Source organism: Kitasatospora sp. NPDC058218 (assembly GCF_042882445.1).
Lineage (GTDB): Bacteria > Actinomycetota > Actinomycetes > Streptomycetales > Streptomycetaceae > Kitasatospora.
In genome coordinates this window covers 87836-110611 of sequence record NZ_JBHVWC010000018.1, presented here as the reverse complement: position 1 = coordinate 110611, position 22776 = coordinate 87836, and the positions used below count along the sequence as shown (strand labels likewise).

Here is a 22776-nt window from a genome sequence, read left to right as displayed (position 1 = left end):
AGGTGGGGGTCGGCCCCCATTCCCCCGCCCCGTCGTCCCCCGGGCCCCCCCCCCGCCCCCCCCCGCCCCAACCAACCGGGTGGGCCCCCCCCCCCGGGGGGGTCGGGCCACAGCCCTTTCCGGTGCCACCCGTACCGGCGAGGGCGCCACCGGGGCCGGCGACCGGCGGTCCGCCCGGTTCGGAGCCGGCTGCCGGGTCACAGGCGGGTCGTCTGCCCGTTCGTCCGTCCCCGGACTGCCTCTTCGGTCCGTGTTTCACAGCGGTCTCTTCCACTGCGTGGGGGTGTTTGACAGGATCGGCCGCTCATTGCGTGACGGATCGTCGACGACCGCCGTCCCGTCCGACGGAGGACCATGTGACCAGCCCCGCCCGTTCCGCGGCCAGCGGTGACCACCGGCCGGCCCGGTGGGTGCGTACGAGGCTGCGCACGGCGCCCTGGGCGGCGCTGCTCACCGCGGGGCTCGCCTTCGCGCTGGTGTTCCTGGCGGCGGTGTTCCCGCGGGTCCTGGATCGTGGTGCGGACGCTGCACTGCGTGACTTCCTGCACGACCGGGGGCCGTTGGAGACGAGCCTGCTGAGCACCGCCGCGCCCCGCCCTGACCGGGGCGAGAGCGCGGCGGACCTGGAGTCGGTGGCGGGCGAGCTGCTGGCCCGGACGGGTGCGGGCTTCTCGGTGGCGCCTTCGGGGCCGGTGTTCGGTGCCGAGGGGGTTCGGCTTCGTGCGTTGACCACGGCGGGTCTGGACCGTCCGGACGGTGTCTCCCCGCCCACGCTGAACCTGCTCTACCTGCACGGTTTCGCCGAGCACTCGACCTTGGTGGCGGGCGCCTGGCCGTCCGGCGGTGCCACCGCCGGTGACCCGATTCCGATCGCGGTCGCCCTCGACGCGGCGGAGAAGATCAAGATCCGTCTCGGCGACGTCCTCGGAGACGACTCCGTGCCGTCCCGGCAGGTACGGGTGACCGGCTTCTACACCGTCACCGATCCGGCCGATCCGTTCTGGGCCGACCTGCCGTGCACCGGCCGGGCCTGCCTGGTGCGTTCGCTCGACGACCCGAACACCCGGCACTGGCACACCGCCGCGGTGGTCGGGGGTGACGATCTGGGTGCCCTCGCCGTCTGGGGGCACCACGTGCGTGACTTCTGGCGGCTGCCGGTGGACATCGACGGGCTGCGTGCGGACCGGCTGGCAGGGGTTCGGCGGGACGTCGCCGCGTTCATGACGGGGCCGACCGCCACCGGGCTGGTCGCCGCGACCGGGCGCACCGATCTGGCGACGACGTCCCGGCTGCCCGGCCACCTGGAGCGGGCGGTGGTGCGTCAGGCCGCCGTCGCGCCGCTGGCCCTGGTCGGTCCGGCGGCTGTCGCGGGGGTGGCGGGTGTGGTCCTGGCGCTGGCCACCGCGCTCACCATGCAGCGGCGCGGCGCGGAACTCCGCCTGCTCCGGGCGCGGGGTGCCTCCGGCGCCGGCGTACTGGCGCGGTTGAGTGGGGAGAGCGCGGTGGCGGTGCTGCCGGCGGCGGTGGCGGCCACCGCGCTGGCGCTGTGGCTCCGGCCGACTCCGCGCTGGACGGCGGCGGTGACGGCCGCGCTGGTCGTCACCCTCTTGGCGCTGCTCGCTGTCCCCGTCCGGGCCGCGCTGCCGCCGGCCCGGGACCTCGGCGGGGCCCTGCGGCGCGGCCGGTACATCGCCGAACTCGCCGTTCTCGTCCTGACCGTCGCCGCGGTGACGGGCGTTCGGCGGCGCAGCGCCGCGCCGCCGGACGCCGGCCCCGACCTGTTGCTCGTCGCGGCGCCGCTGCTGATCGCCCTCACCGCGGCGCTGCTGCTGGCACGACTGCTGCCCCACCTCTCCGGCATCCTGGCCCGCGCGGCCGCCCGTGGTCGCGGGACGGTGGGCTTCCTGGGACTGGCCCGCGCCGCCCGGGACACCGACGGTCGGCCCCGCCCCTCCGTGCTGCCGCTGCTCGCTCTGGTCCTCGCCGTTACCACCGCGGGCTTCGGCGCCAGTGTGCTGGAGGGCGTCGACTCGGCCCGGCAGCGGGCCGCCCGGCTGATCGTCGGGGCGGACGCCTACGTCACGGCGCCGGCCGGTGCCACGCTGCCGCCCGGCTTCGTGCAGGCGGCCGCCGCCCTGCCGGGCGTGAGCGCCGCGACCGGGGTCCGGCTGGAGAGCGAGGCGTTCCTCCTCGAAGGCGTCCCGGGGGCCCGGGCGGGCGTCGACCCGGGCGCCACCCAGGTCACCCTGGTCGTCGCCGAGCCGCAGGCGTATGCGCGGATCGCCCGCGTCGTCGGGGCGGGCGTGTTCGACCCGGCCGCGCTGGCCGGCGCTCCCGCCGCTTCCGGGCCGGCCGGTCCCGCCGCCGGGGCGCCCACCGTTCCCGCCCTGTTCAGTGCGGACCTCGCGCGCCGGCTCGGTCCCGGCGGCCACCGCCTGCGGTTGCCCAGCGGTGGCGAGGTGCTCACCGTCCACGCCGGCACGGTCGACGCGACCCCCGCCCTGCCCGGAGCCACCCGGCCCTTCGTCGTCCTGCCCACCCCCGCCGCCGCCGTGCTGCCGGAACTCGCCCGGATCACCGACTGGTTCGCCGTCGGCCCCGTCGACGAACCGGCGCTCGCCCGGCTGGTCCACGAACTGCCGCCCTCGGCCCTCGCCGATCCCGACGCCCCGCCGCCCGGGTCGACCGCGTCCACCGCCGTGGTCGGTAACGATCCCGACGCCCTGCGCAACGGCTACCTCACCCGCACCAGCGCCGCCGTCACCGCCGACCTCGCCAGAGATCCCCTCCAGCACGCCGCAGGCCGTCTCTTCCTCCACGCCGTCCTGGCCGCCGGCGCCCTCACCCTGCTGGCCGTGCTCCTCACCCTGCTGCGTGCCGCACCCGACCGCGCCGCCCTGCTGGCCCGGTTGCGCACGATGGGCCTGCGCTCCCGGCAGGGCCTCGCGCTCGTCCTCGCCGAGACGCTGCCGCAGACCCTGGCGGCCGCGGCCGGCGGCGCCCTGGCCGCGCTGGCGGCCGTCGTCCTGCTCGGCCCGGCGGTCGACCTGTCCACGCTGGTCGGGGCTCCGGTGCCGACCGGCCTGCGTTCCGCGGCGGGGCCGCTCGCCCTGCCGGCGGTGGTTTTCGCGGTGCTGGTCTCGCTCGCGGTCGTTGCCGAGGCGCTGACCGGCGGCCGCCGCCGGCTCGCCACCCACCTCCGGCTCGGTGACCGCCCCTGACCGCCCCTGACCGGCACTGAGCGGCTTCGACCGCGGGTGGGGGCGACAGGAAATCCTGCGGTTCTCACCGCTTGAAGTGACGGTCGCTCACCTGCTGGGGCCGAAGAATCTTTGGCCCCAGGCCAGGAGCTCTGCCCGGAAGCCCAGCACGACGGTCCGCGGGCCGGGGGCCGGGGAGGGGGTGAAGGCATCACCGTCGGGGCTTCGGCCGCCGCTGTGGGCTGAGCCGAGAGCGGTACCGGATCCCTCGCCGATGATCGACAGGGGAGGCGTGGCGGGGTTCAGCCGGTGGGGCGGGTGGCGCGCAGGACGCCGATCTTGTCGATCCGGTGCTCGGGGTTCCCGTTCGCGTCCCGCCAGCGGTTGCCCGCGGCGTTGTCCTCGGGGGTGGCGCAGGTCGAGATCGTGATCATCGGCTGGACCGCCTGCTCGCCCGGGTGGCCCGGGACGGCGGCGCGTTGCTCGGCCAGCGACTGCTGGGAACGGAACGAGGTGGTCCTGGTGCCCGTGATCACGTACTCGTACTCGGTGCCGTGCGCGGTGACCAGCACGACATCGCCGTCGCGAACCGAGGGCAGGTCGCGCAGCGGGCCGCCGGCCGAGAGGCGGTGTGCCGCGACCAGGAAGTTTCCGACCTCGCCCGGGCCGGCGCCGCCCAGCTCGCCGTACGGGGTGGCGGCCGCCCCGCCGTTCTGGATCCGGGTGCCGGGCCCGTCGTCCATCGTGCCGGGGTACGGAATCACCCTCAGCCCTGCCAGGCCGATCGAGGGGATGGCGAGGGTGGCGACCTCGGTACGGACGGTGGTGGCGGCGGCGCTCGGGAGGTCGGTGGTGCTCGGGAGGTCCGTGGCGCTCGGGAGGTCGGTGGTGCTCGGGAGGTCCGTGGCGCTCGGGAGGTTCGTGGTGGCCGGGGAGGAGGGCACAGCCGGGGAGGCGCTCGCGGAAGGTCCGGGCGTCGACGGCGGGGCGGTGGGGCCGGTGGGAGCCGACACGGCGGCCGGACCCTCCGGCGCCCCGGCTCCGCCTTGGCCCGCGCAGCCGGCGAGCACGGCGAGGGCCGCCGCGGCGAGCGCGAGAGCGGAGACGGGCGGTGCAGGCATGGCGGTCCTGGGGTGTCGGCGGTGGTGCGGTCGGGTCGCCCATGGTGCCTCGCCGGTGGTACTCAGCGGCGGGCTGAGCGGTCGCGAGTGCCCAAGCGTTCCCGCCTTGTTATCTTCGCCGCCCCGGGCCGACCCGCGCAGCACGAGCCGCCCCGCCGGGGCGGGCGGGGTTCACGGCCGGGGGGCACCGCAGCCACGTGCGACACCCCCACGTGTCGCGTGACCCCGGCGGCGGCGCCGTGCGGCCGGCGCCGTCGCCGGGTAGTCGTGCCCGCCCCGGTCAGTGCTGCGGGCCGGCCGGGGTGGTGGCCGGCGGGCTCGTGGGGGTTCCGGAGGGGTTCGGGTCGGTCCTGGGTGCCGGGTCGGGGATGTCGGCCATCTTGAGGGGCAGCTTGGGGGCGCCCCGCAGGGCCTGGTTCATGGCGTCCTGCCAGATCGGGCCGGGGCCGTCGGCGCCGAACACCTCGGGGCGGTACTTCCCGTTGATGGTGATGTTGCGCATCTCGACGCCGCCGTTGGGGCCGCCGAGCCAGACGGCGGTGGCGAGTTGCGGGGTGTAGCCGCTGAACCAGGCGGCCTTCTTGTGGTCCGAGGTGCCGGTCTTGCCGGCGATCTGCCGGCCGCCCTCCAGGTTGGCCTTCGCGCCGGTCCCGTTCTCGGTCACGCCGTTCAGGACGGTGTTGAGCGCCTGTGCCGTGGTCTCGGAGAACACCTGGTCGCAGCGGCCGGCCGGGGTGGGGACGTCCTTGCCGTCCAGGGTGGTGATCTTGTTGATCGCGATCGGCGCGCAGTACTTGCCCTGGGCGGCGAAGGTCGCGTAGACGTTCGCCATGGTCAGCGGGCTCACCTCCTCGACGCCCAGGCCCATCGCGGGGACCTCGTCGAGGGGCTTGCCGCTGGCTCGGGTGGTGATGCCGAGCTTGTTGGCCATCTGCTTGACCGGGCAGAGGCCGATGTCCTGCTCCATCTGGACGAAGTAGGTGTTGACCGAGAGGGCCATCGCCTCCTTCAGCTGGTAGGGGCCCTTCTCGTTCGCGGATTCGTTGGGCACCACGGCCTTGGGCCGGGCGTCGTTCTTCCAGGTGCCCGTACAGGTCTTCGTCGTCGGGTATTCGAGCTTGTTCGGCGACGAGTACTCCTGGGTCGGCGGCCGGCCCGCTTCCAGTGCCGCGGCCGCGACGATCGGCTTGAACGTGGACCCGGGCTGGAAGCCGTTGCCCCCGCCCATCGCCAGGTCGACGTTGAGGTTGACGACGGTCTGGTTCTTGTCCTTGTCCAGGCCGTAGGGGCGGGTCTGGGCCATCGCCAGGATCTTGCCGGTGCCCGGCTCGACCATGCTGGCCGCGGCCGAGACGCTGTCGGTGACCCGCACGTTGCTGCTCACCGCGTCCTGCGCGGCGGCCTGCTTGTCCGGGTCCAGGGTGGTGTAGATGTTCAGGCCGCCCTGGTCCCAGAACTTCTTGCGCTCGGCGGCGCTGTCGCCGAACGCCGGATCCTGCTTGACCACGTGGCGGACGTAGTCGCAGAAGAAGCCCATGCCCGCCCGGGCGGTGATGCAGCCGTTCTGCGGGTCCTTGAACTGCAGGCCGAGCGGGGCGGCCTTCGCCTCCTTCGCCTGCTCCTCGGTGATGTGCTTGTTCTCCAGCATCTTGTCGATCACCACGTTGCGGCGGGTCTGCGCGGCCTGCGGGTGCAGCTTCGGGTCGTAGGCCGACGGGTTCTGCACCAGCCCGGCCAGGGTGGCGGCCTCGGCGATGGTGAGGTCCTTGTTGCTCTTGCTGAAGTAGCGCTGCGAGGCGGCCTCGACCCCGTAGGCGCCGTTCCCGTAGTACGTGATGTTGAGGTAGTTGGTGAGGATCTGATCCTTCGTCAGTTCGTCCTCCAGCTTGATCGCGACCTTCAGCTCCTGGATCTTGCGACCCAGGGTCTTGCGCTGCGCCTCCTGGACGGCAGCCTGGTCGTCGCCGGCCTTCTCGACGTTGACGTTCTTCACGTACTGCTGGGTCAGCGTCGAGGCGCCCTGCGAGGTGGTGCCGCTCTCGGCGTTCTTGCCGGCCGCGCGGACCACGCCCTTGAGGTCGACGGCGCCGTGCTCGTAGAAGCGCGCGTCCTCGATGTCCACCTGCGCCTGGCGCATCAACGGCGACATCTGGTCCGCGGCGAGCACCGTGCGGTCGCGCTCGTAGACCTTGGCGATCAGCCCGCCCTTGGCGTCGAAGATCTGCGTGGACTGGGTGAGCGGCGGGGTCTTGAAGTCGTCGGGGATGTCCTCGAAGCCCTCCGCCGTGCTCTTCGCCGTCAGTCCGAGCGCCCCGGCGGCGGGCAGGGCCATGCCGGCGAGCAGCACACCGGACACCACGCTCACACCCAGGAAGGTCGCTCCGTAGCGGGCCATCTGGAGCGGCGAGCTGCGGGTGGGCGGGAGGGGTTCGGTGTCGGATGAATTCCATATCGGAGGGAGGTTCGATGCCATGTCAGAAACACTAACCGCCGCGTCCCGCGGATCCGACGCATTGTCGTGCAGGGTTGTCACAACCGTGTGACAAGTCCGGAATGCTTGCTGCAAATAGCTCGATGGTATACGCACTGAATCGCCGTGGGAGAATTCGATATCGCCCACGATGAATTCAGGGCACGTCTGCGGGCGGCACGGACGTGAACGAATCCACGTCGGGGGGAGGCCCCTGACATCACGTAGATGCCGTGGGCGGGGCGAAACGTTGCACGCGAACCCGGGCTCCGGTGAACCGCTGCCCGTCCGTCCCTGTCGAAGCTGCCCTTTCGGGACGTGCTTCGCACCGGTTCCTCCCCGTTTCGACGCGGTGTCCGGCAAGCGGCTCGCCCCCGGGCGGCCCCGTCCTGGTGACGGGGCCGCCCGGGGGCGTTCGGCGGATGGCGGGTGGGGGGTCAGTCCGCGCAGGTGGTGCCGGGGGCGGGCAGTACCCGTGCGGTCAGGTAGCGGTTGGTGGCGTCCTGGACGCACGGGGAGGCCAGGAACATGCTGTAGTCGTCGCCTTCGCGGCCGAGGACGACGCTTCCGGGCAGCTGGGCCGCCATGGCCGCGCCCGCGCCGTAGGGGGCGAGGGCCTGGTGGGTGGACTGCAGGACGAGTGCGGGCGGCGCGCCGTGGACCGGGGCGCCCGCCTTCACGGGCTGAGCGGGCAGGGGCCAGCCGAGGCAGCCGGCGACGGCCTTGTACGAGCGCACGGCGCCGCCCAGGTGCGGGGACACCCCGGCGAGTTGCCGCTGCAACTGGGTGAGCTGGGCGAGGGTGGTGACCGCGGGGGCGTTGTCCAGGCAGGCGGGGACCTGGACCTGGACGGGGTCGAGGGTGTTGTCCGGGTCGCGGGTGAAGTCCGTGGCCTCGCCGCCCTGGGCCTTGACGATCGCCCTCGCCAGGTCCGGCCAGGTGTGCCCGGACAGGGTGAGGTAGTCCTGGGTGGCCTCGCGGATGTCCTCGCCGGTCAGGGGCTGGTGGGCCGTGCCCCCGGTCGGGATCGGATCGCGGTCGGCGCGGGCGACGAGGGCGTCGTACTCGGCGGCGGCGTCCTTGCCGTGCAGGGCGCAGTCGGTGGAGGTCGCGCACCAGGCGGCGAAGCGGTTGAAGGCCGCCTCGGCGGTGGCCGCCTCCTGGACGACCCGTGGGAGCGGCGAGCCGGTGTCGTCGAGCGCGGTGTCGAGGACCATGGTGCGCAGCCTGCCCGGGTACAGGTCGGCGTAGGTGCGCCCGAGCAGGGTGCTGTAGTGGATGCCGTACCAGTTGACCTGCTGCTCGCCCAGGCCGATCCGCAGCGCTTCGAAGTCCCGTGCGGTGCTGGTCAGGTCGACGTGGGCGGCCAGCCGGCCGTTGCGGGCCAGGCAGTCCTCGGCGAAGGCGCGGTTGTGGGCCTTGAGCGTGTCGAACGCGGCCTGGTCCCGGGGGAAGTGGGTGACTCCGGCGGGCTTGAGGGGTTCGCCGCACAGGATCGGCGTGCTGTGGCCCACCCCGCGCGGGTCCACGGCGACGAGGTCGAACCTTCGGGTCATGTCGCCGGCGAAGGTCGGCAGGCCGATGTGCATGGCCAGGCGCAGCTGCTCGATCGAGGAGCCGCCGGCGCCGTCGTTGAGGAGCAGGGTGCCCTGGCGGTGTGCCTGGTCGTCGGCGGGGCGGCGGACCAGGGCGAGGGTGAGGCTGCGGGCACCGGGGCGGGAGTAGTCCACCGGTACCTCGATCGATCCGCACTGCATGTGCCGGAAGTCGGTGTCGGCGCAGGCGTGCCAGTCGATGCGGGCGTCGGGGGCCCGGTGGTCGGTGTCGGCGTCGGCGCTTTGCGCGATCGCCGGTGCGAGGAGGGTGGCGGTGAGCGCGGTGAGGGCGGTGGCGATCCAGCGGCGGGTTCTGCGGTTGTTCGTCATGTGATGTCCTTGGTCTTCCTGGGCTGTCCCCGGTCGCGCGCCTTGTTCTGGCGGTGCCTCGTTCGGGCGGCGGGCCGAGGGGTGGTCCGGTCTCCTGGTGGTGGGTCAGTCCGCGGTGTTCTCCAGGGCGCTGTCGGGGACCCAGGAGCCGTGGATCCCGGCGGTCACCCGGCGGGGGAGGTGGACGGTGGCGATCCGGTCGAGGTCGGAGGCGCCGAGGACCAGGAGCTGCGAGCTGTCCTGCTTGAGGTCGGAGACGACGGTCAGGAGGTAGCCGTCGTCCTCGCGGCCGGCGCCGGCGGCGGGGACGAACACGGCCTCGCTGGGCAGCCGCGCGTCGCCGACCCGGTGGATGCGGCGCGCGCCGGTGACGCGGTCGTACTTGACGACGCCGTAGGCGCCGTGGCCCTGCTCGTCGGGGAACGAGACGGCGTACTGGTAGCGGTGCTCGGAGCCCAGGTAGTCCTCGTTGAGGGTGGGGAACTCCACCGCGAGGTCGTCGATGATCTGCTCGTCGACGCTGCCGTCGGCCGGGTCGATCACCCAGCGCCGGGTGTAGGAGCGCGCGTTGGGCTCGGTGCTGCGCCCCGGGGCGCCGACCCACCAGTTCCAGGAGAGCCGGAAGCCCTCGCGGTCCACGGTGGGGCCCTCCAGGACGATGCGGCCCTGGCCGTCCTCGTAGGCGTTGCCGGCGTGCAGCATGCTGCCGGGTTCGATGGAGAACCAGCGGATCTGCCGGGCGCCGTCGTGACCCCGGGGCATGAGGCCTATGCGGGCGGGCTGGGCGTCGCTCCAGCCGTAGGGGATGCCGGAGTGTTCGGCGGGGTCGAAGGTGACGCTGCCCTCGATGAAGACGACGTGGCGGCGGGTGATCGCGAAGTCGTGCTTGAGCGCGGCGGTCGCACCCGGGACCTCGGCGCTGTGGACGATCTCACCCTTGGCGTCGGCGACGTGGTAGGTCAGGTAGGGCGGGAAGGGGGAGGAGGCGAAGAAGTGGAGTTCGCCGGTGACCGGGTCCGTCTTGGGGTGCGCGGTCATGGCGGTGCGCAGCTTGCCGTCGAAGTCGTGCGCGCCGACGGTCTCCAGGTCGGCCGTCAGTTCGAAGGGGAGGTTGGCCTCGCAGAGGGCGAGGAGGCGTCCGGCGTGTTCGATGACGTGGGTGCCGGCGGTGGAGGCGGTGAGGTCGGGGCCGTGCTCGGTCAGGTAGGGGGCGCCGTCGAGTGCGGGGGTGTGCACCCAGCGGTTGCGGTACCACTCGGCGCGGCCGTCGCGCAGGCGGATGCCGTGGACCATGCCGCTGCCCTTGAACCAGTGGGTGGGGGTGATGCCGGGCTTGGGGTTGTGGCTGTTGCGGATCAGCCGGCCGGTCAGTTCGGGCGGCAGGTGGCCCTCGACGGTCAGGCCGGTGGCGGTGATCTCGTCGGCGACGGGGGTGTAGTGGCCGGTCAGGTACGGCTTCGCGGTGGTCATGGCAGGAACCTCTTTCGGTGGAGGTGGAGGTGGAGGTGGAGGTGGAGGTGGAGGCGGTGTGGTGTGGCGTAGGGGCGTCGGGGTCAGCCGGGCTGCTCGGCGCGGGCCTTGAGGTGGGAGAGCCAGTTCCGCAGGGAGTCGTGGAGGGCCTGGGAGAGGTGGTCGGCCGCGGCCTCGACCGGCGCTCCGCTCCAGGACTCCTCGGTGCGGACGGTGACGTGGTCGCCGCTCGGCTCGAACGTCCAGACGTGGACGCCGGTGATGCCGGAGGCGGGGCCGCCCCACACGATCCGCTCGCCGGGGACGAGCTCGTACACGGTGGAGGTGATGTCCAGGCCGTGGGTGCGCCAGCTGAAGGAGTTGCCGGGCAGCAGCGGGCCGTCGAGCTCCGCCCGGTCGATGTCCGTGTTCCAGGTGGGCCAGGCCGCGATGTCGGTGTGCAGTGCCCACACCGTCGTGAGCGGGGCGTCGATCACGGTGCTCAGGCGGACGGTGACGGGGGCGGTCTCGTCGATGGTGACCACGGTTGTGCTTCCTCTCTCGAAGGGTGGCTGGGGCCGTCGGTGCGGTCGGTGCGTCGGGTTTCAGGCGGTCTGCGGCTCGGGAGCCGGGTGTGTGGGTGTGGGTAGAGGGGTGGGGTCGGCGCGGCGGGTGAGGAGAAGTGCGAGGAGCGCGGTGGCGGTCATGACCGCGGCCGAGAGCGCGAAGGCGGTTCGGTAGCCGGCCGTGAGGGCTTCCAGGCGGGGCTGGTGGGTGGCGGCGTGGGTGGTGACGGAACCGGCCAGGGTGGCCAGGGCGGCGAGGCCGATCGCGCCGCCGACCTGGCGGGTGGTGTTCACCAGTGCGCCGGCCAGACCGGCGTCCCGCTGCGGGACGCCGGTCACGGCGAGCGCGGTGAGCTGGACGAAGGCGGCCCCGAGACCCAGGCCGATCAGGAAGCTCGGGCCGAGGATGTCGGCGAGGTAGCTGCCGTCGGCGTCGATCCGTGACAACCACAGCAGCCCGACGGCTTCGGTGAGCAGGGCCGTGGTCACGGTGGCGGGTGCGCCGATGCGGCGGGAGGTGCGTGGGGCCAGGGCGGCGCCGAGCATGTTGGCGCCGGCGAGGGGGAGTTGTCCGGCTCCGGTGGCCAGGGGTCCTGATCCGAGGACCTGCTGTTGGTAGAGCGGGAGGAAGAAGAACAGGGCGATCCACACGGACCCCAGCAGTGCCATCAGCAGGTTGCCCGCGGCGACCCGGCCGGTGGTGAGCAGGCGCGGCGGTATCGGCGCGTCGGGCCGGCGGCGTTCGATCACGGTGAAGGCCACGAGCAGGGCGGCGGCGGCGCCGATGGCGCCCAGCACCCGGGTGTCGCTCCAGCCGGCGCCGCGTGCGCTGGTCAGGCCCCAGACCAGGCAGGTCAGTGCGAGGGTGACGGTGGCGGTGCCCGGCAGGTCGAACCGTCCGGCCCGCTGCCCGGGCTGCTGTCCGGTGTCCTGTCCGTCGTCCTGTCCGGCCTGGTGTCCGGCCCCGTGCCCGGTGTCCTGCCCCGTCGCCGGTAGGAGCTTTGCCACGGCGGCGAGGACCAGCGCGGCCGCGAGCGCGACCGTGTGGAAGATCCAGGGCCAGCTCCAGGCCTGGACGAGGACGCCGCCCAGCAGGACGCCGCCCGCTCCTCCCGCGCCGGAGACCGCGCCCCACACGCCCAGTGTCCTGCCCCGCCCGGGGCCGGTCGGGAACTGGTCCATCGCCAGGGCGAGCGCGGCCGGGGCGATGGCGGCGGCGGCGAGGCCCTGGAGCACGCGGGCGGTGATCAGCACGCCGGAGGAGGCGGCCAGTCCCGCCGCCAGTGAGGCCGGCACGAACAGAGCGAGGCCGGCGATCAGCACCCGGCGCCGGCCGAGGAGGTCGGCCGCCCGTCCGCCGGCCAGGAGCAGTGCCCCGAACGCCAGGCCGTAGGCGTTGATCACCCAGGTGGTCGCGCCGTCCGAGAGTCCGATGGTGGCGTGGATCCGGGGGAGGGCCACGTTGACGATCGAGGTGGCGAGCATGACGGTGAACTGGGCCGCGGCGAGTGCCGCGAGTGCCGCTCCCGGCCGGTGGGTTCGGCTCGGCGCCTGGCCGGTCTGTCTGCGTGCAGCGTTCATGACGCACAGACTCGTGTCGGGCGGTGTCCACATTCCAGGTCCGGCGGGGGCGGGGACTGTCCATTCCTGTCCGCACCTGTCCACCCGCTCCTGCCGATGGCGAGCGGGAGGCGCCCGAACGTCGTGGGCGCGTTCACGGCTCGTGCCATGCCTTGTGCAGGTGGGGGCAGGGCCCGTCCCGCCTGGGGGAGTGGTCGGGGCCGGATCCGGCCGCGTGCCGCTACGCCGGTGGCGTTGCGGCACGCGGCGAGCGGTCCTATCGGCGGAAGTGGTCGCCGTGTTCGCTCAGGAAGGCGTCCAGGGTGCGGGGCGGGCGGCCGAGGATGTCGGCGACGGTGCTGGTGGGGATCTCGGGGCGGTCGATGGCGAGTTGCTGGATCTCCGTCACGTGGTCGGCGAGCCAGGTGGGCAGGTGGGCGCGGTGGACGAGGTGGTCGCGCAGTTCGTCCGGGGTGAGGTCGACGTAGCGGATCTCCCTGCCGGTCAGGGTGGTGAGCCGGGCGGCGAGTTCGGGGTGGGACACGGCTTGCCGACCGGTGAGGGTGTAGGTGCCGCCGGCGATGCCGGGCCTGGTGAGGGCGGCGGCGGCGACGTCGCCGATGTCGCGGCAGTCGATGTAGTTGCAGGGCGCGTCGCCCAGCGCGGCGAGGATGACGCCCTGGGCGACGGTGGGCGCCAGCCGCAGGAGGTTCTGCATGAACGCGTAGGGGCGCAGGATGGTGTGGGTGAGCCCTGAGGCGCGCAGGTGGGTCTCGACGGCGTGGTGTCCGCGGGATACGGCGACGGGGGAGTCGGGTTCGGCCGCGGGCGCGGAGATCTTGACGATGTGCCCGATGCCGGTGTGGGCGGCGATGTCGATGACGCGGGTTTCGAGTTCGACCTGTGCGGGGCTGTTGGCCATGGCGAGGAAGAGCTGGCTCGCGCCCTCGAAGGCGGTGCGCAGCGAGTCGGGGTCGCCGGCGTCCGCGTACCGGACCTCGACGGGCGAAGGGTGTGCGCCGCCGAGGCCGGGCAGCGGCTGCTGCGGGGTACGGGTCAGTGCGCGAACGGGCTCGCCGAGGGCGAGGAGGCTGTGGAGCAGGGCGTTGCCGGTCGCTCCGGTTGCTCCCATGACGACGATCATCGGTGTCCTCACTTCGTGGTGGGTTCCCGGCGGTGGTCACCGCCGGGCGGGCCCGCCCGGCCCGGGCCTGGGCCCGGGCCGGTGGGGCGGGTCTGGAGGGGTGGTGGGGCGGGCTATGCCCGGGATGCGCCGGTGGTGCTGCGCCAGCGCAGGGTGACGATGGTGGTCGCGAGGGCTGCGGAGACGGGCAGGTCGATGCGCAGGCGGTCCAGCCAGGGGCTGACGGGGAGGGTGGTGTGGGCGGGAAGCCAGTGGGCGGCGGCCCACGCCAGCAGGGCTGCCGCGCCGGCCGTCATGACGACGAGTAGGACGGTCAGGGCGAGGCGGGGTATGGCGGTGGTCCACCGCCGCGGCCGGCCGCCGTGCCGTAGCCAGGTGCCGACCAGGAACGCCACCACGGCGGAGGTGCCGGCGATGGAGGTGCACGCCGCCACCGCCAGGTCCCGCTGTCCGGTGACGACCCCGGCGGTGCCGGCCATCAGGGCGGGGGCGGCGTAGGCGGTCAGTACCTCACGCCACAGGACGAACGGCCGAGACGCCGCCCGGCTCCGGCCGGCTCCGTCCTTCGCTGCGCGGTCCTTGATTGCGGGCATGCGGGCCTCTTTCTCGTCGGCGTGAGGAAAGCGAAGGGCTACTGGGGGTGGCCGGTGGACCTTCCCCAGCAGAATAATTAGGTGGCTAACTATATGTCCGTGAAAAAGGCCCTGCCCGGAGGGCGGGGCCGGGGTGGCCGGGAGTCGGGTCAGTCGGCGGCCAGGGCCGCACTGCCGCGCACCACGCGTGCGAGCAGGTCCAGAAACACCGCGCGCTCCTCGACGCTGAGTCCGCCCACCATCGTCTCCAGGCGTCCGAAGTGCTCGGGCGCCATGTCGCGCAGGCGCTGAGCGCCGCGTGCGGTCAATATGGCCACCGTGCCGCGCCCGTCCTCCGCGGACGGGCGCCGGGCGATCAAGCCCTCGCGTTCGAGGCCGTCCAGCAGGCCGGTGACCGTGGCCCGGGAGACGTCGAGGTCGGCGGCCAGGCGCGAAGGGGACTTCTCCCCGCCATGGGCTTCGAGATCGGCGAGCAGGCGGTAGCGCCCCGTCGACAGGCCGAACCTGGCGAAGTGTGCCTCGGCCGCCCGGCCGACCCGTGCGCCCGCCGAGATCAGCCGCACCGCGACCAGCACCGCCTGCGGATCGGTCTCCAGGCCGTAGTGCTGGAGCTGCCGCCTGGCCTGGTCCAGCGTGGGCGCCTCGCCGTCGGCCTCATCCCTCGTCATGTAGGTAATATGGCAGCTAATTACCTTGGGAGTCAAGGAGTCCCGAGGCCCGGCCCCCGGCTCCCTGGCCGCCGGCCGGCGCGCGCCCGCCCAGGGCAGTGCGCCGCTGTCCGAGTGCGCAGGCCTCATCCGGCCGTTGTCCGGCCTCGCCGGTGCCGGGCCGGCCGGCGTCGGTCGGCGGGGATCCGCAGGGCGAAGACGATCGGTCGCCGCCTGCCGTGCCGCCGGTGGCCCCTGGGGTCGGGCTGCGCATCGCGTGCCCCGACTCCCGTGCGGGATACGTTCGTTGGCGTATTTCCCGCCGAGAGGGCCCTCGATCGTTGACCATCGTGCCCGCCGACGATTGGCTCTCCTGGAGCCCGCAACCGGGAGGGAGCCCGGCCGGGTGATCAGAGGGGAAGGGACAGACCTCATGGCACGCAGCATCCGCACCACCCGCAGCCGGTGGCCGGCCGGCGCCGGCAGCATCCTCGCGGCCGTCGCCGTACTCGCGGTGACCGCCGCCCCCGCCCAGGCCACTCCGGCACCGCGCGGCACCGTCCAGGTCAGTGTCGGGCTGAACGGCGCCGCGCCGGACGACCAGTCGTGGAGCCAGGGAATCAGCGCGGACGGCCGCTACGCCCTGTTCACCTCGTGGGCCACGAACCTGGTGTCCCAGCCCGCGAAGAGCGGACGCGACGCCTACGTCCGTGACCTGCGGACCGGCCGCACCGAGCGGATCAACCTGGCCGACGACGGCAGCGTGCTGGACGGCTTCACCGACTACGTCGCGATCAACGCCGACGGCCGCTATGTCGCCTTCGAGAGCGACGCCGTGAACGTGGTGCCCGGTGTGCAGGTCCAGGGCCGCAACGAGGTGTACGTCCGCGACCGCAGGACCGGCCGCACCGAGCTGGTCAGCGGCGGACTCACCAGCACCGACACCGACAAGTTCCACTCCTCGTACGCGCCCTCGCTCAGCGCGGACGGCCGCTACGTGGCCTTCGTCTCCAGCCGGACCGACCTCGTTCCGGACCTCCAGGGCACCGACCCCTCGCTGGCCAGGCCCTACACCTGGGACTACAACATCTACGTCACCGACCGCCGCACCGGGAAGACCCGCCTGGTGACCCGCGGCGTGGACGGCAAGCCGGGCGACAGCATGTCCCTCAATCCGACGATCAGCGCGGACGGCCGCACCATCGGCTTCACCTCCCTCGCCGGCAACCTGCTGCCCCCCGAGCCGACCCCCGACCCCGCCGCCCCGGCCGCCGGTGGTACCGCCTCCGCCGACGTGGAGCTCGCCCCGGGCGCCGCCGCGGCCCTGCCCCGCGGCGCCCAGTCGGGTCTGTCCCGGCCGACGACCGGCGTCTACTACACCTACGACGTGGAGTCCGGCCGCATCCGCGCCGCGAGCCTCGACCTCGACGGCAAGCTCGGCTACGCGAGCTTCGACGCGACGATCAGCCCCGACGGGCGGCGCGCGATCTACGCCCTGCCCGAGCCCGGCGGTTCGACCAACGGCCACCGGTACCACACCGTGCTGTACGTCCGGGACCTCAGGAAGGGCACCGTGACGAAGATCAGCGGGGGCCTGCCCGGCACCGCCTCGGTCGGCTCCTCCGACCACGGCCGGATCACCGCCGACAACCGCTGGGTCTACTTCTCCTCCGCCGCCGACAACCTGGTGGTGGGCCCGCAGCACCCGGGCTGGGACGTCTACCGCCACGACCTGCGCACCGGCCGCACCGAGCGGGTCGCCACCGCGCCGGACGGCTCGCTCGGCAACGGCTCCTCGATCGCCCCGGTCGTGGACGCCCGAGGCGGCACCGTGGTGTTCGGCTCGACCAGCGGCAACCTGCTCCCCGGTGCCGGTGGCCCGGAACACGTCGACTACCAGGTCTTCGCCCGCACCACCGGGCACCACGGCGACGACGACGGCGACAACGACTGACCGCTGGGGACGGGGTCGGGTTGACCGCGAACGAGCCGGTCGGCCCGGCAGGACCGGCTCAGTACACCCCGTCCGGTGATCATGTGGGCGGGGGAGGTCTCCGCTGACAGCCGACCGGGCGCACCGCCCCGGGGCGCACCCTGCACCAACGCCCCGGGGCGGCGACATCGCTTGATCGCCGTCCTTCGTGAGAGCGGGCCGGTCGCTGGTGCAGTCACCCTCGGCAGAGTAGAGTGCGACTTCATTATGAAGCACGTACATAATTCCGGCCTCGCCCACGACGACGACGGCTTCCGCTATGACCCCGGTGTCCGGGACTCCATGCAGGCGTTCGCGGCGGGCGACGACACCCTCGCGCTGGAGACGGCCGCGGCCGTCCGGTCGGCCTCGCAGGCGGTCGACCGGCTGCGTTCGCAGGGTGCGGGAGGGCGTGGGCTCAGCGCGGGGGCGCTCGACGTCCTCGCACGGCTGGGCGCGGCCGCGGACGACGGGCTGAGCATCGGCGAACTGGCTCGCGCGGCGGGGGTGAGTTCCCGCAATGTCACCGGCCTGGTCGACACGCTTGAGCGTGAGGGACTGGTGCAGCGGGTTCAGGACCAGCGCGACCGCCGGTCGGTACGGGGCAGGATCACACCGGCCGGCCGAGACTGGCTGGATTCCTTCCGACAGCCGACGCAGCGCGCCATGTCCGCCGTCTTCCAGGGCTTCACCGAGGACGAGCTCGCCCGGTTCCGCGACCTGTGCCTGCGCGTGGTCGAGAACCAGCAACGCATCGAGCAGTACCTGACCGAGGCCCGGAACGACCAGCCGGCGACTTCCTGAACCGAGAACGATGGAGCGCCACATGAGCACCGAGTCAGCCGACGCGGCCGTCCGACGTACCGTCAGGGCCTACCACGAGGCCCGGTTCCGGGGAGACGTCACCACGGCCGCGGCCCAGATCGGCGAAGGCTTCGTCTTCCGGAGCCCGTTCATCACCTCCGACAGTCCGACCGGTCACCTCGACGGCCTGGACGGGCTCCTGGGCATCGTCACCGGGGTGGAGCTGATCAGCGAGCTGTACGGCGAGACCGAGGCCACCCTGGTCTACGACGTTCACACCGCCCCGGCCGTCGGCATCACCCAGCACACGGCCGAACACTTCCGGGTCCACGACGGCCGGATCACCTCGATCACGCTTCTCTTCGACTCCGCCCCGTGGCAGGCCATCATGGCCTCGGCCGGCCCGAGCCACGGCGAGGCCGCCACCGTGGCGTGACCGGCCGCGCGTCCTCACACGACGGAGCGCATCGCCCGCGCCGCCGAGGCAAGCGGCCGAGCGACCTCGGAACGGTGGTCGGCGTCGGCTCCGACCACGACCGTCGCGCCCGTGGCCCTCATGCCGGCGCCATACGGCACCGTCCCGGCCGTCGGCGCAGGCCCGGCCCATGACCGCTTCGGGGCCGGCGGGGTTGTCGCAGGTGGCGCGCCAAGTCGTCGGCATCGCGGTCACCGCACCCATCGAGGCGCACTTCCCGCGCTGTGCGGCTAAAAGCCCCGGGAGCCGCTGCTGCGGCTCCCGGGGGGCGTGTACGCGTAGGCGCTCGCTGTGCCGGGCGGTCAGGTGGAGGGAAGCCCCGGCCGCCGTGCGCACGGCGTGCCCGCGACCCGGACCGGGTCGCGCTCAGGCCAGACGGCGGCGGACGGCGGCCGACAGGCGGTCGACCGCCATGATCAGCACCAGCACCACCAGGATGTGGGTGAGCATCTCGTCGAACCGGAACAGCTTGATGGACTGGTTGATCAGGAAGCCGATGCCCCCGGCGCCGACCAGCCCGAGGATCAGTGAGGCGCGCACGTTGACGTCCAGGCGGTAGAGCAGCAGGCCGGCCAGCCGGGGAGTGACGGTCGGGAGCAGGGCGTGCAGGGCGACCTGGACGCGGTCGGCGCCCGCGGACCTGAGCGCCTGCGAGGGGCCCGGGTCGGCTTCCTCGATCGCCTCGGCCCACAACTTGCCCATGACGCCCACGTTGTGGCAGACCAGCGCGAGGACACCGGGGAACGGGCCGAGGCCGACGGCGGTGACGAAGACCAGCGCGAAGACCACGTCCGGCACGGAGCGCAGGAAGGACAGCAGCGAGCGCGCCGCCTGGTAGACCAGGCCGGACGGGGCGACGTCGCGGGCGGCGAGCAGTGCCAGGACCTGCTCGGCGGCGGCGGGGTCGAGGGCGGAGACCGGTTCGTCGGCGAGGATCACCTCGGGGCGCTGGCAGAGCGCCCGGGCGACGGCGACGCGCTGCTGCTGGCCGCCGGAGAGCCGGCCGGCCCGGTCGTGGGCGCGGTCGGCGAGGCCGACCCGGTCCAGGCAGGCCATCGCCTCCTCGCGCAGGTCCCGCGGGAACAGGCGCGGGTGGAGCGAGTGCCGTAGGGACAGCCGCCCCAGGGCGCCGGCACAGACGTTGTCGAGGACGGTGCGCCGGTGCACCAGGTGGATCTGCTGGAAGACCACGGCGAGGGCGAGCGGGTCGCCCGCCCTGCCGTCGACGGTCACGGTGCCCTCCGCCCCCGGTTCCAGTCCGGCGGCCGCGCGCAGCAGGGTGGACTTCCCGCAGCCGTTGGCGCCGAGCACCGCGAGGAACTCGCCGCGCGGGACGGTGACGTCCACCCCGCGCAGGACCTGTCGCGGTCCGTACCGCACCGCGATGTCGGAGAGCACCAGCATCAGAGGTCCTTGTCGGTCAGGTTGAGGGTGGCCGCCAGGTCGAACAGCGGCTGGTAGGTGGACTTGTCGACGGCGACCAGGGGCGCTGCGGGCTTGACCGCGAGCAGTGCGCCGATCTGTCCGACCTTGTCGGTGGGCAGGTGCAGGAGGGCGTCGGCGACGGCCTTCTTGAACGCGGGGTCGAGGTTGCCGCGGACGGTGATGGGGTCGTTGGGGATGGCGTCGGAGGCCCAGACCTTGCGGAACTTCGCCGGGTCGAAGGCCTTGGACTCGGTGGCGCTGGCGAGCTGCTGGGAGTTGATCTCGGCGGCGTCGACGGTGCCCTTGGCCAGGGCGAGCAGCGACTCGGCGTGGCCGCCGGCGTAGTTGACCTTGACGTCGGCGGTCTTCAGGCCGGCGTCGACCAGGGCCTTGCGGGGCAGCGCGTCGCCGGAGGTGGAGCCGACCGAGGACAGCGCGAGCGAGTGCCCGGCGAGGTCCTTGACCTCGCGGACGGCGGAGTCGACGGGCACCCAGATCCCGGCGGTGTAGCTGGAGACGTTGCCCTCGCCGGTTCCGAACGAGGCGATGGCCTCGGCCCCGGCCCGCTGACTGGCGAAGACGTAGCCGAGCGGGCCGAACATGGCGACGTCGAGCTTGCCGTTCTGCAGGGCGAGCACCTCGGCGGAGTAGTCCTCGGTGATGGTGAGCTGGACGGGGCAGTCGAGCTGTTCGCCGAGGGCGTCGGCCAGGACCTTGGCGGCCGGGGTGAGCTTGGCGGGGTCCTCGAAGGGCTCCACGCCGAAGCGGATCCTTCCGCCCGGGCAGGTGGCGGACTTGCCGGTGGCGGAGGCGCCGCCGTCGCTGCCGCAGGCGGTGAGGGTCAGCGCGGCGAGGGCGCCGGTGACGATGAGGGCGAGGGGACGAAGACGCACGGTGGGCTCCGGGGTGAGCAGCGGGGGAGAGGCGGAGGAGAAGCCGGGGCGGGGTGCGCGGCCCGGCATCACCGGACGGGGCGCCGCTCGTGGGCCGGCACCGGAACGCTGTCAGGCCCGGTGGTCTCAGGTCAACCACTTGTTGTGACAAGTCATTTCCCGTTCGCCCACCCGTGACCTCGCGGGTTCGGTGGCCGGGGCGGCTGCGGGCGCCCTACTGCCCAGGTCATCGCACCTGACCCGGCGACCTGCGGGCGTCGGCCGAGCGAACCTTCGAGCGTCGTCGCATCGTCCGACCGCGAAGCCGAGCAGGTGAACACTCCATGACTTGTAGTGATAGGTGCTTGTTGGCGAGCCATTCTCGCTGCGACGGTTGCCGTCAAAGGAGGAACACCACTCATGAGCCCAGACGGAATGCACCGACGGTCCTTCCTGGTCGGTGGCGCGGCCGCCCTGACCACCGCCGTCGCCACCCTTCCCGCCCACGCCGACGCGCTCCACGCTGACACCCTCCACGCTGACACCCTCCACGCCGCCCCGCGCCGCGGTGCTGGAGTACACCGACCAGTGGACCAAGGCCACCGGCCTGGCCGAACTGCTGCGCCGGGCCGGCTTCACCGTCGTCCCGCTGGACACGACGCGCGCCGCGACCGCCCAGGACGTCGACCTGATCGCCTTCGGCAGCTTCACCAACAACGGCTCCCAGTACCCGGGTTACGTGGCCGCGCAGGCCGCCTCGCTGCGCGACTTCGCGGCCGCCGGCGGCGTGGTCCTCGACCTCGCCCAGTCCGACCAGTTCGGCGCCACCGTCTCCTACCTGCCGCCCGCACTCGGCGCGGTGCGCACCGACGCGGACTACGACACCGTGCTGCCGATCGCCGCCGACCACCCGCTCGTCGCGGCGCTTCCGGCAAGCGCGGGCAAGGTGTTCACCGGCCGGGCCGCCGGCATCCGGGTCAGCTGGGAGACCATCGGCTCGTGGCGTTCCATGCGGGTGCTGATGGCGTGCACCGCCGGCGGTGCCAACCCCTGTCTGCTCGAAGGCGCGCACGGCGCGGGCCGGTTCCTGGTGGCCAGCCTGACGGTCGACAAGTGCTTCGACGGCGGCGGCTCCGCGATCCAGCCCGCCGCCGCGGTGCAGGACAGCGTCACCTTCTTCACCGCCCTCGCGGGCTACGTCGCCCGGGTGCGCGCGGGCACCGCCCCCGCCGTCCCGCCCACCCCGATGCCGCCGCAGGCCCCGGTCGGCCCGCTGGTCGGACACGTCGACACCACCACCGCCCGCCTCTGGGCCCGTCCCGGCCTGGATCCCGCGGTCTACCCCGTCTGGCGCTGCACGGTACGCCGGGCCGACGGCTGGTCGACCGGCGTCGACGTGCCGATCTCCACCGCCAACGACAACACCCTGCTCGCCGACGTCCCCGGCCTCCGGCCGGCCACCCACTACGCGTTCACCCTCGCCCCGACGGCCGGTGCCCCCGGCTTCGCCCCGCTGACCGGCTCCTTCAGCACGGCACCGGCCGACGGGGCGCCCGCCGTGGTGACCGTGGGCCTGGGCTCGTGCGCCCCGTCCACCCCGAACACGGTGTGGACCCGTGTGATCGACGAGGGCTGCGACAGCTTCGTGCTGCTCGGCGACACCCCTTACGTCGACTCCGGGGACCTGGCCGTCGCCCGCACCAAGCACCGCGAGTTCCTCGCCCAGCCGGAGATCGCGCAGATGGTCTCCACCATGCCGACCTGGGGCACCTGGGACGACCACGACTTCGGCGGCAACGGCATCAACGGCTCCTTCACGGGCAAGGTCAACACCCGCACCGCCTTCGTCGACTACCGCGCCAACGCCTCCTTCGGCCACGCCGACGACGGCACCCGGCTGACCACCAGAACGGCCGGCCGGGCCGTCTACACCTCGTTCCGCCGCGGCCCCGTCGAGGTCTTCCTGCTCGATCCCCGGTGGTTCAGCAACACCGGCCCCAGCTGGGCCGACCCCACCAGGACCACCTGCCTCGGCCAGGTCCAGTGGGACTGGCTGCGCGCCTCCCTGCGGGCCAGCACCGCCCCGTTCAAGGCCATCGCCTCCGGCATGATCTGGGACGACAAGGGCAACGCGGAGACCGACGACTGGGCCACCTACCAGTACGAGAAGGACGCGATACTCGACCTCCTCGCCGCCGAGCGGATCCCGGGCTGCTTCCTGGTCAGCGGCGACATCCACGTCTCCCGCGCCCTGAACTACGGGCCCCGGATCGGCTACGACCTGTGGCAGTTCATCGTGAGCCCGCTGCACGGCAGCACCATCGCCGGCCTCAACACCCCGCATCCGGCCCTGGTGGCGAGTGCCGTCGAGCCGTACGTCTTCCTGAAGCTCGTCGCGGACACCACGGTCTCCCCGGCGACGCTCACCGCCACCTGGATCAACCGCGAGGGCAGGCGCCTCTTCGAGGTCCACCGCACCGCGACCGAGCTCGGTCACCCGGCCTGACCCCCGGCTCCTGAACCCCGGTGTCCCGCACCGCCCCTCGACGGTGG

Annotated in this window: 16 protein-coding genes; 5 read left to right on the top strand and 11 right to left on the bottom strand. The window is 73.2% G+C overall.

Annotated elements, in window-relative coordinates; all coding sequences use genetic code 11:
- The first annotated feature begins 356 nt into the window (after positions 1–356).
- Complete coding sequence (locus ACFVYI_RS14065; protein WP_387884758.1) at positions 357–3221, top strand: hypothetical protein; 2865 nt, start codon at positions 357–359, stop codon at positions 3219–3221.
- 281 nt (positions 3222–3502) lie between these two features.
- Here ACFVYI_RS14065 and ACFVYI_RS14060 read toward each other — a convergent pair whose 3' ends face one another.
- From ACFVYI_RS14060 to ACFVYI_RS14020, 9 genes are all read right to left on the bottom strand, one after another.
- Positions 3503–4321, bottom strand: a complete 819-nt coding sequence (locus ACFVYI_RS14060; protein ID WP_387884757.1) for a sortase domain-bontaining protein — start codon at positions 4319–4321, stop codon at positions 3503–3505.
- A gap of 280 nt (positions 4322–4601) precedes the next feature.
- Complete coding sequence (locus ACFVYI_RS14055) at positions 4602–6794, bottom strand: transglycosylase domain-containing protein (protein ID WP_387884755.1); 2193 nt, start codon at positions 6792–6794, stop codon at positions 4602–4604.
- A gap of 434 nt (positions 6795–7228) precedes the next feature.
- The gene (locus tag ACFVYI_RS14050; protein WP_387884753.1) at positions 7229–8716 is read right to left on the bottom strand and encodes an alpha/beta fold hydrolase; all 1488 of its coding nucleotides are present in this window, start codon (positions 8714–8716) and stop codon (positions 7229–7231) included.
- A 105-nt stretch (positions 8717–8821) separates the two neighbouring features.
- On the bottom strand, positions 8822–10186 hold the full coding sequence (locus ACFVYI_RS14045) for a carotenoid oxygenase family protein (protein WP_387884750.1): 1365 nt from the start codon (positions 10184–10186) through the stop codon (positions 8822–8824).
- Between the two features lie 83 nt (positions 10187–10269).
- Positions 10270–10710: an SRPBCC family protein gene (locus tag ACFVYI_RS14040; protein WP_387884748.1), complete on the bottom strand. Its 441-nt coding sequence runs from the start codon at positions 10708–10710 to the stop codon at positions 10270–10272.
- Positions 10711–10770: 60 nt separating this feature from the next.
- Positions 10771–12312, bottom strand: a complete 1542-nt coding sequence (locus tag ACFVYI_RS14035) for an MFS transporter (protein WP_387884746.1) — start codon at positions 12310–12312, stop codon at positions 10771–10773.
- 256 nt (positions 12313–12568) lie between these two features.
- Positions 12569–13423, bottom strand: coding sequence for an NmrA family NAD(P)-binding protein (locus tag ACFVYI_RS14030; RefSeq protein WP_387884743.1), 855 nt, complete (start codon positions 13421–13423; stop codon positions 12569–12571).
- A 125-nt stretch (positions 13424–13548) separates the two neighbouring features.
- Positions 13549–14028, bottom strand: coding sequence for a hypothetical protein (locus ACFVYI_RS14025; protein ID WP_387884742.1), 480 nt, complete (start codon positions 14026–14028; stop codon positions 13549–13551).
- 149 nt (positions 14029–14177) lie between these two features.
- Positions 14178–14696 (bottom strand): MarR family winged helix-turn-helix transcriptional regulator, encoded by a 519-nt coding sequence (locus tag ACFVYI_RS14020; RefSeq protein ID WP_387884740.1) that lies wholly within the window; start codon positions 14694–14696, stop codon positions 14178–14180.
- A 412-nt stretch (positions 14697–15108) separates the two neighbouring features.
- Here ACFVYI_RS14020 and ACFVYI_RS14015 point away from each other — a divergent pair, with 412 nt between their 5' ends.
- The 3 genes from ACFVYI_RS14015 (at position 15109) to ACFVYI_RS14005 (ending at position 17887) form a co-directional block, all read left to right on the top strand.
- Complete coding sequence (locus tag ACFVYI_RS14015) at positions 15109–16629, top strand: hypothetical protein (RefSeq protein ID WP_387884737.1); 1521 nt, start codon at positions 15109–15111, stop codon at positions 16627–16629.
- 246 nt (positions 16630–16875) lie between these two features.
- Positions 16876–17451 (top strand): MarR family winged helix-turn-helix transcriptional regulator, encoded by a 576-nt coding sequence (locus ACFVYI_RS14010; protein ID WP_387884734.1) that lies wholly within the window; start codon positions 16876–16878, stop codon positions 17449–17451.
- A 22-nt stretch (positions 17452–17473) separates the two neighbouring features.
- Positions 17474–17887 carry a hypothetical protein gene (locus tag ACFVYI_RS14005; RefSeq protein ID WP_387884731.1) on the top strand — a complete coding sequence of 138 codons (414 nt, stop codon included), beginning with the start codon at positions 17474–17476 and terminating at the stop codon, positions 17885–17887.
- 405 nt (positions 17888–18292) lie between these two features.
- Here ACFVYI_RS14005 and phnE read toward each other — a convergent pair whose 3' ends face one another.
- Positions 18293–19330, bottom strand: coding sequence for a phosphonate ABC transporter, permease protein PhnE (gene phnE, locus ACFVYI_RS14000; RefSeq protein WP_387884729.1), 1038 nt, complete (start codon positions 19328–19330; stop codon positions 18293–18295).
- Entirely contained in the window at positions 19330–20244 is a 915-nt protein-coding gene (locus tag ACFVYI_RS13995) for a phosphate/phosphite/phosphonate ABC transporter substrate-binding protein (RefSeq protein ID WP_387884727.1), read from the bottom strand. The genes phnE and ACFVYI_RS13995 overlap by 1 nt, the downstream gene beginning before the upstream one ends.
- Positions 20245–20791: 547 nt before the next feature.
- Here ACFVYI_RS13995 and ACFVYI_RS13990 point away from each other — a divergent pair.
- Entirely contained in the window at positions 20792–22729 is a 1938-nt protein-coding gene (locus ACFVYI_RS13990) for an alkaline phosphatase D family protein (protein ID WP_387884725.1), read from the top strand.
- Positions 22730–22776 lie beyond the last annotated feature (47 nt).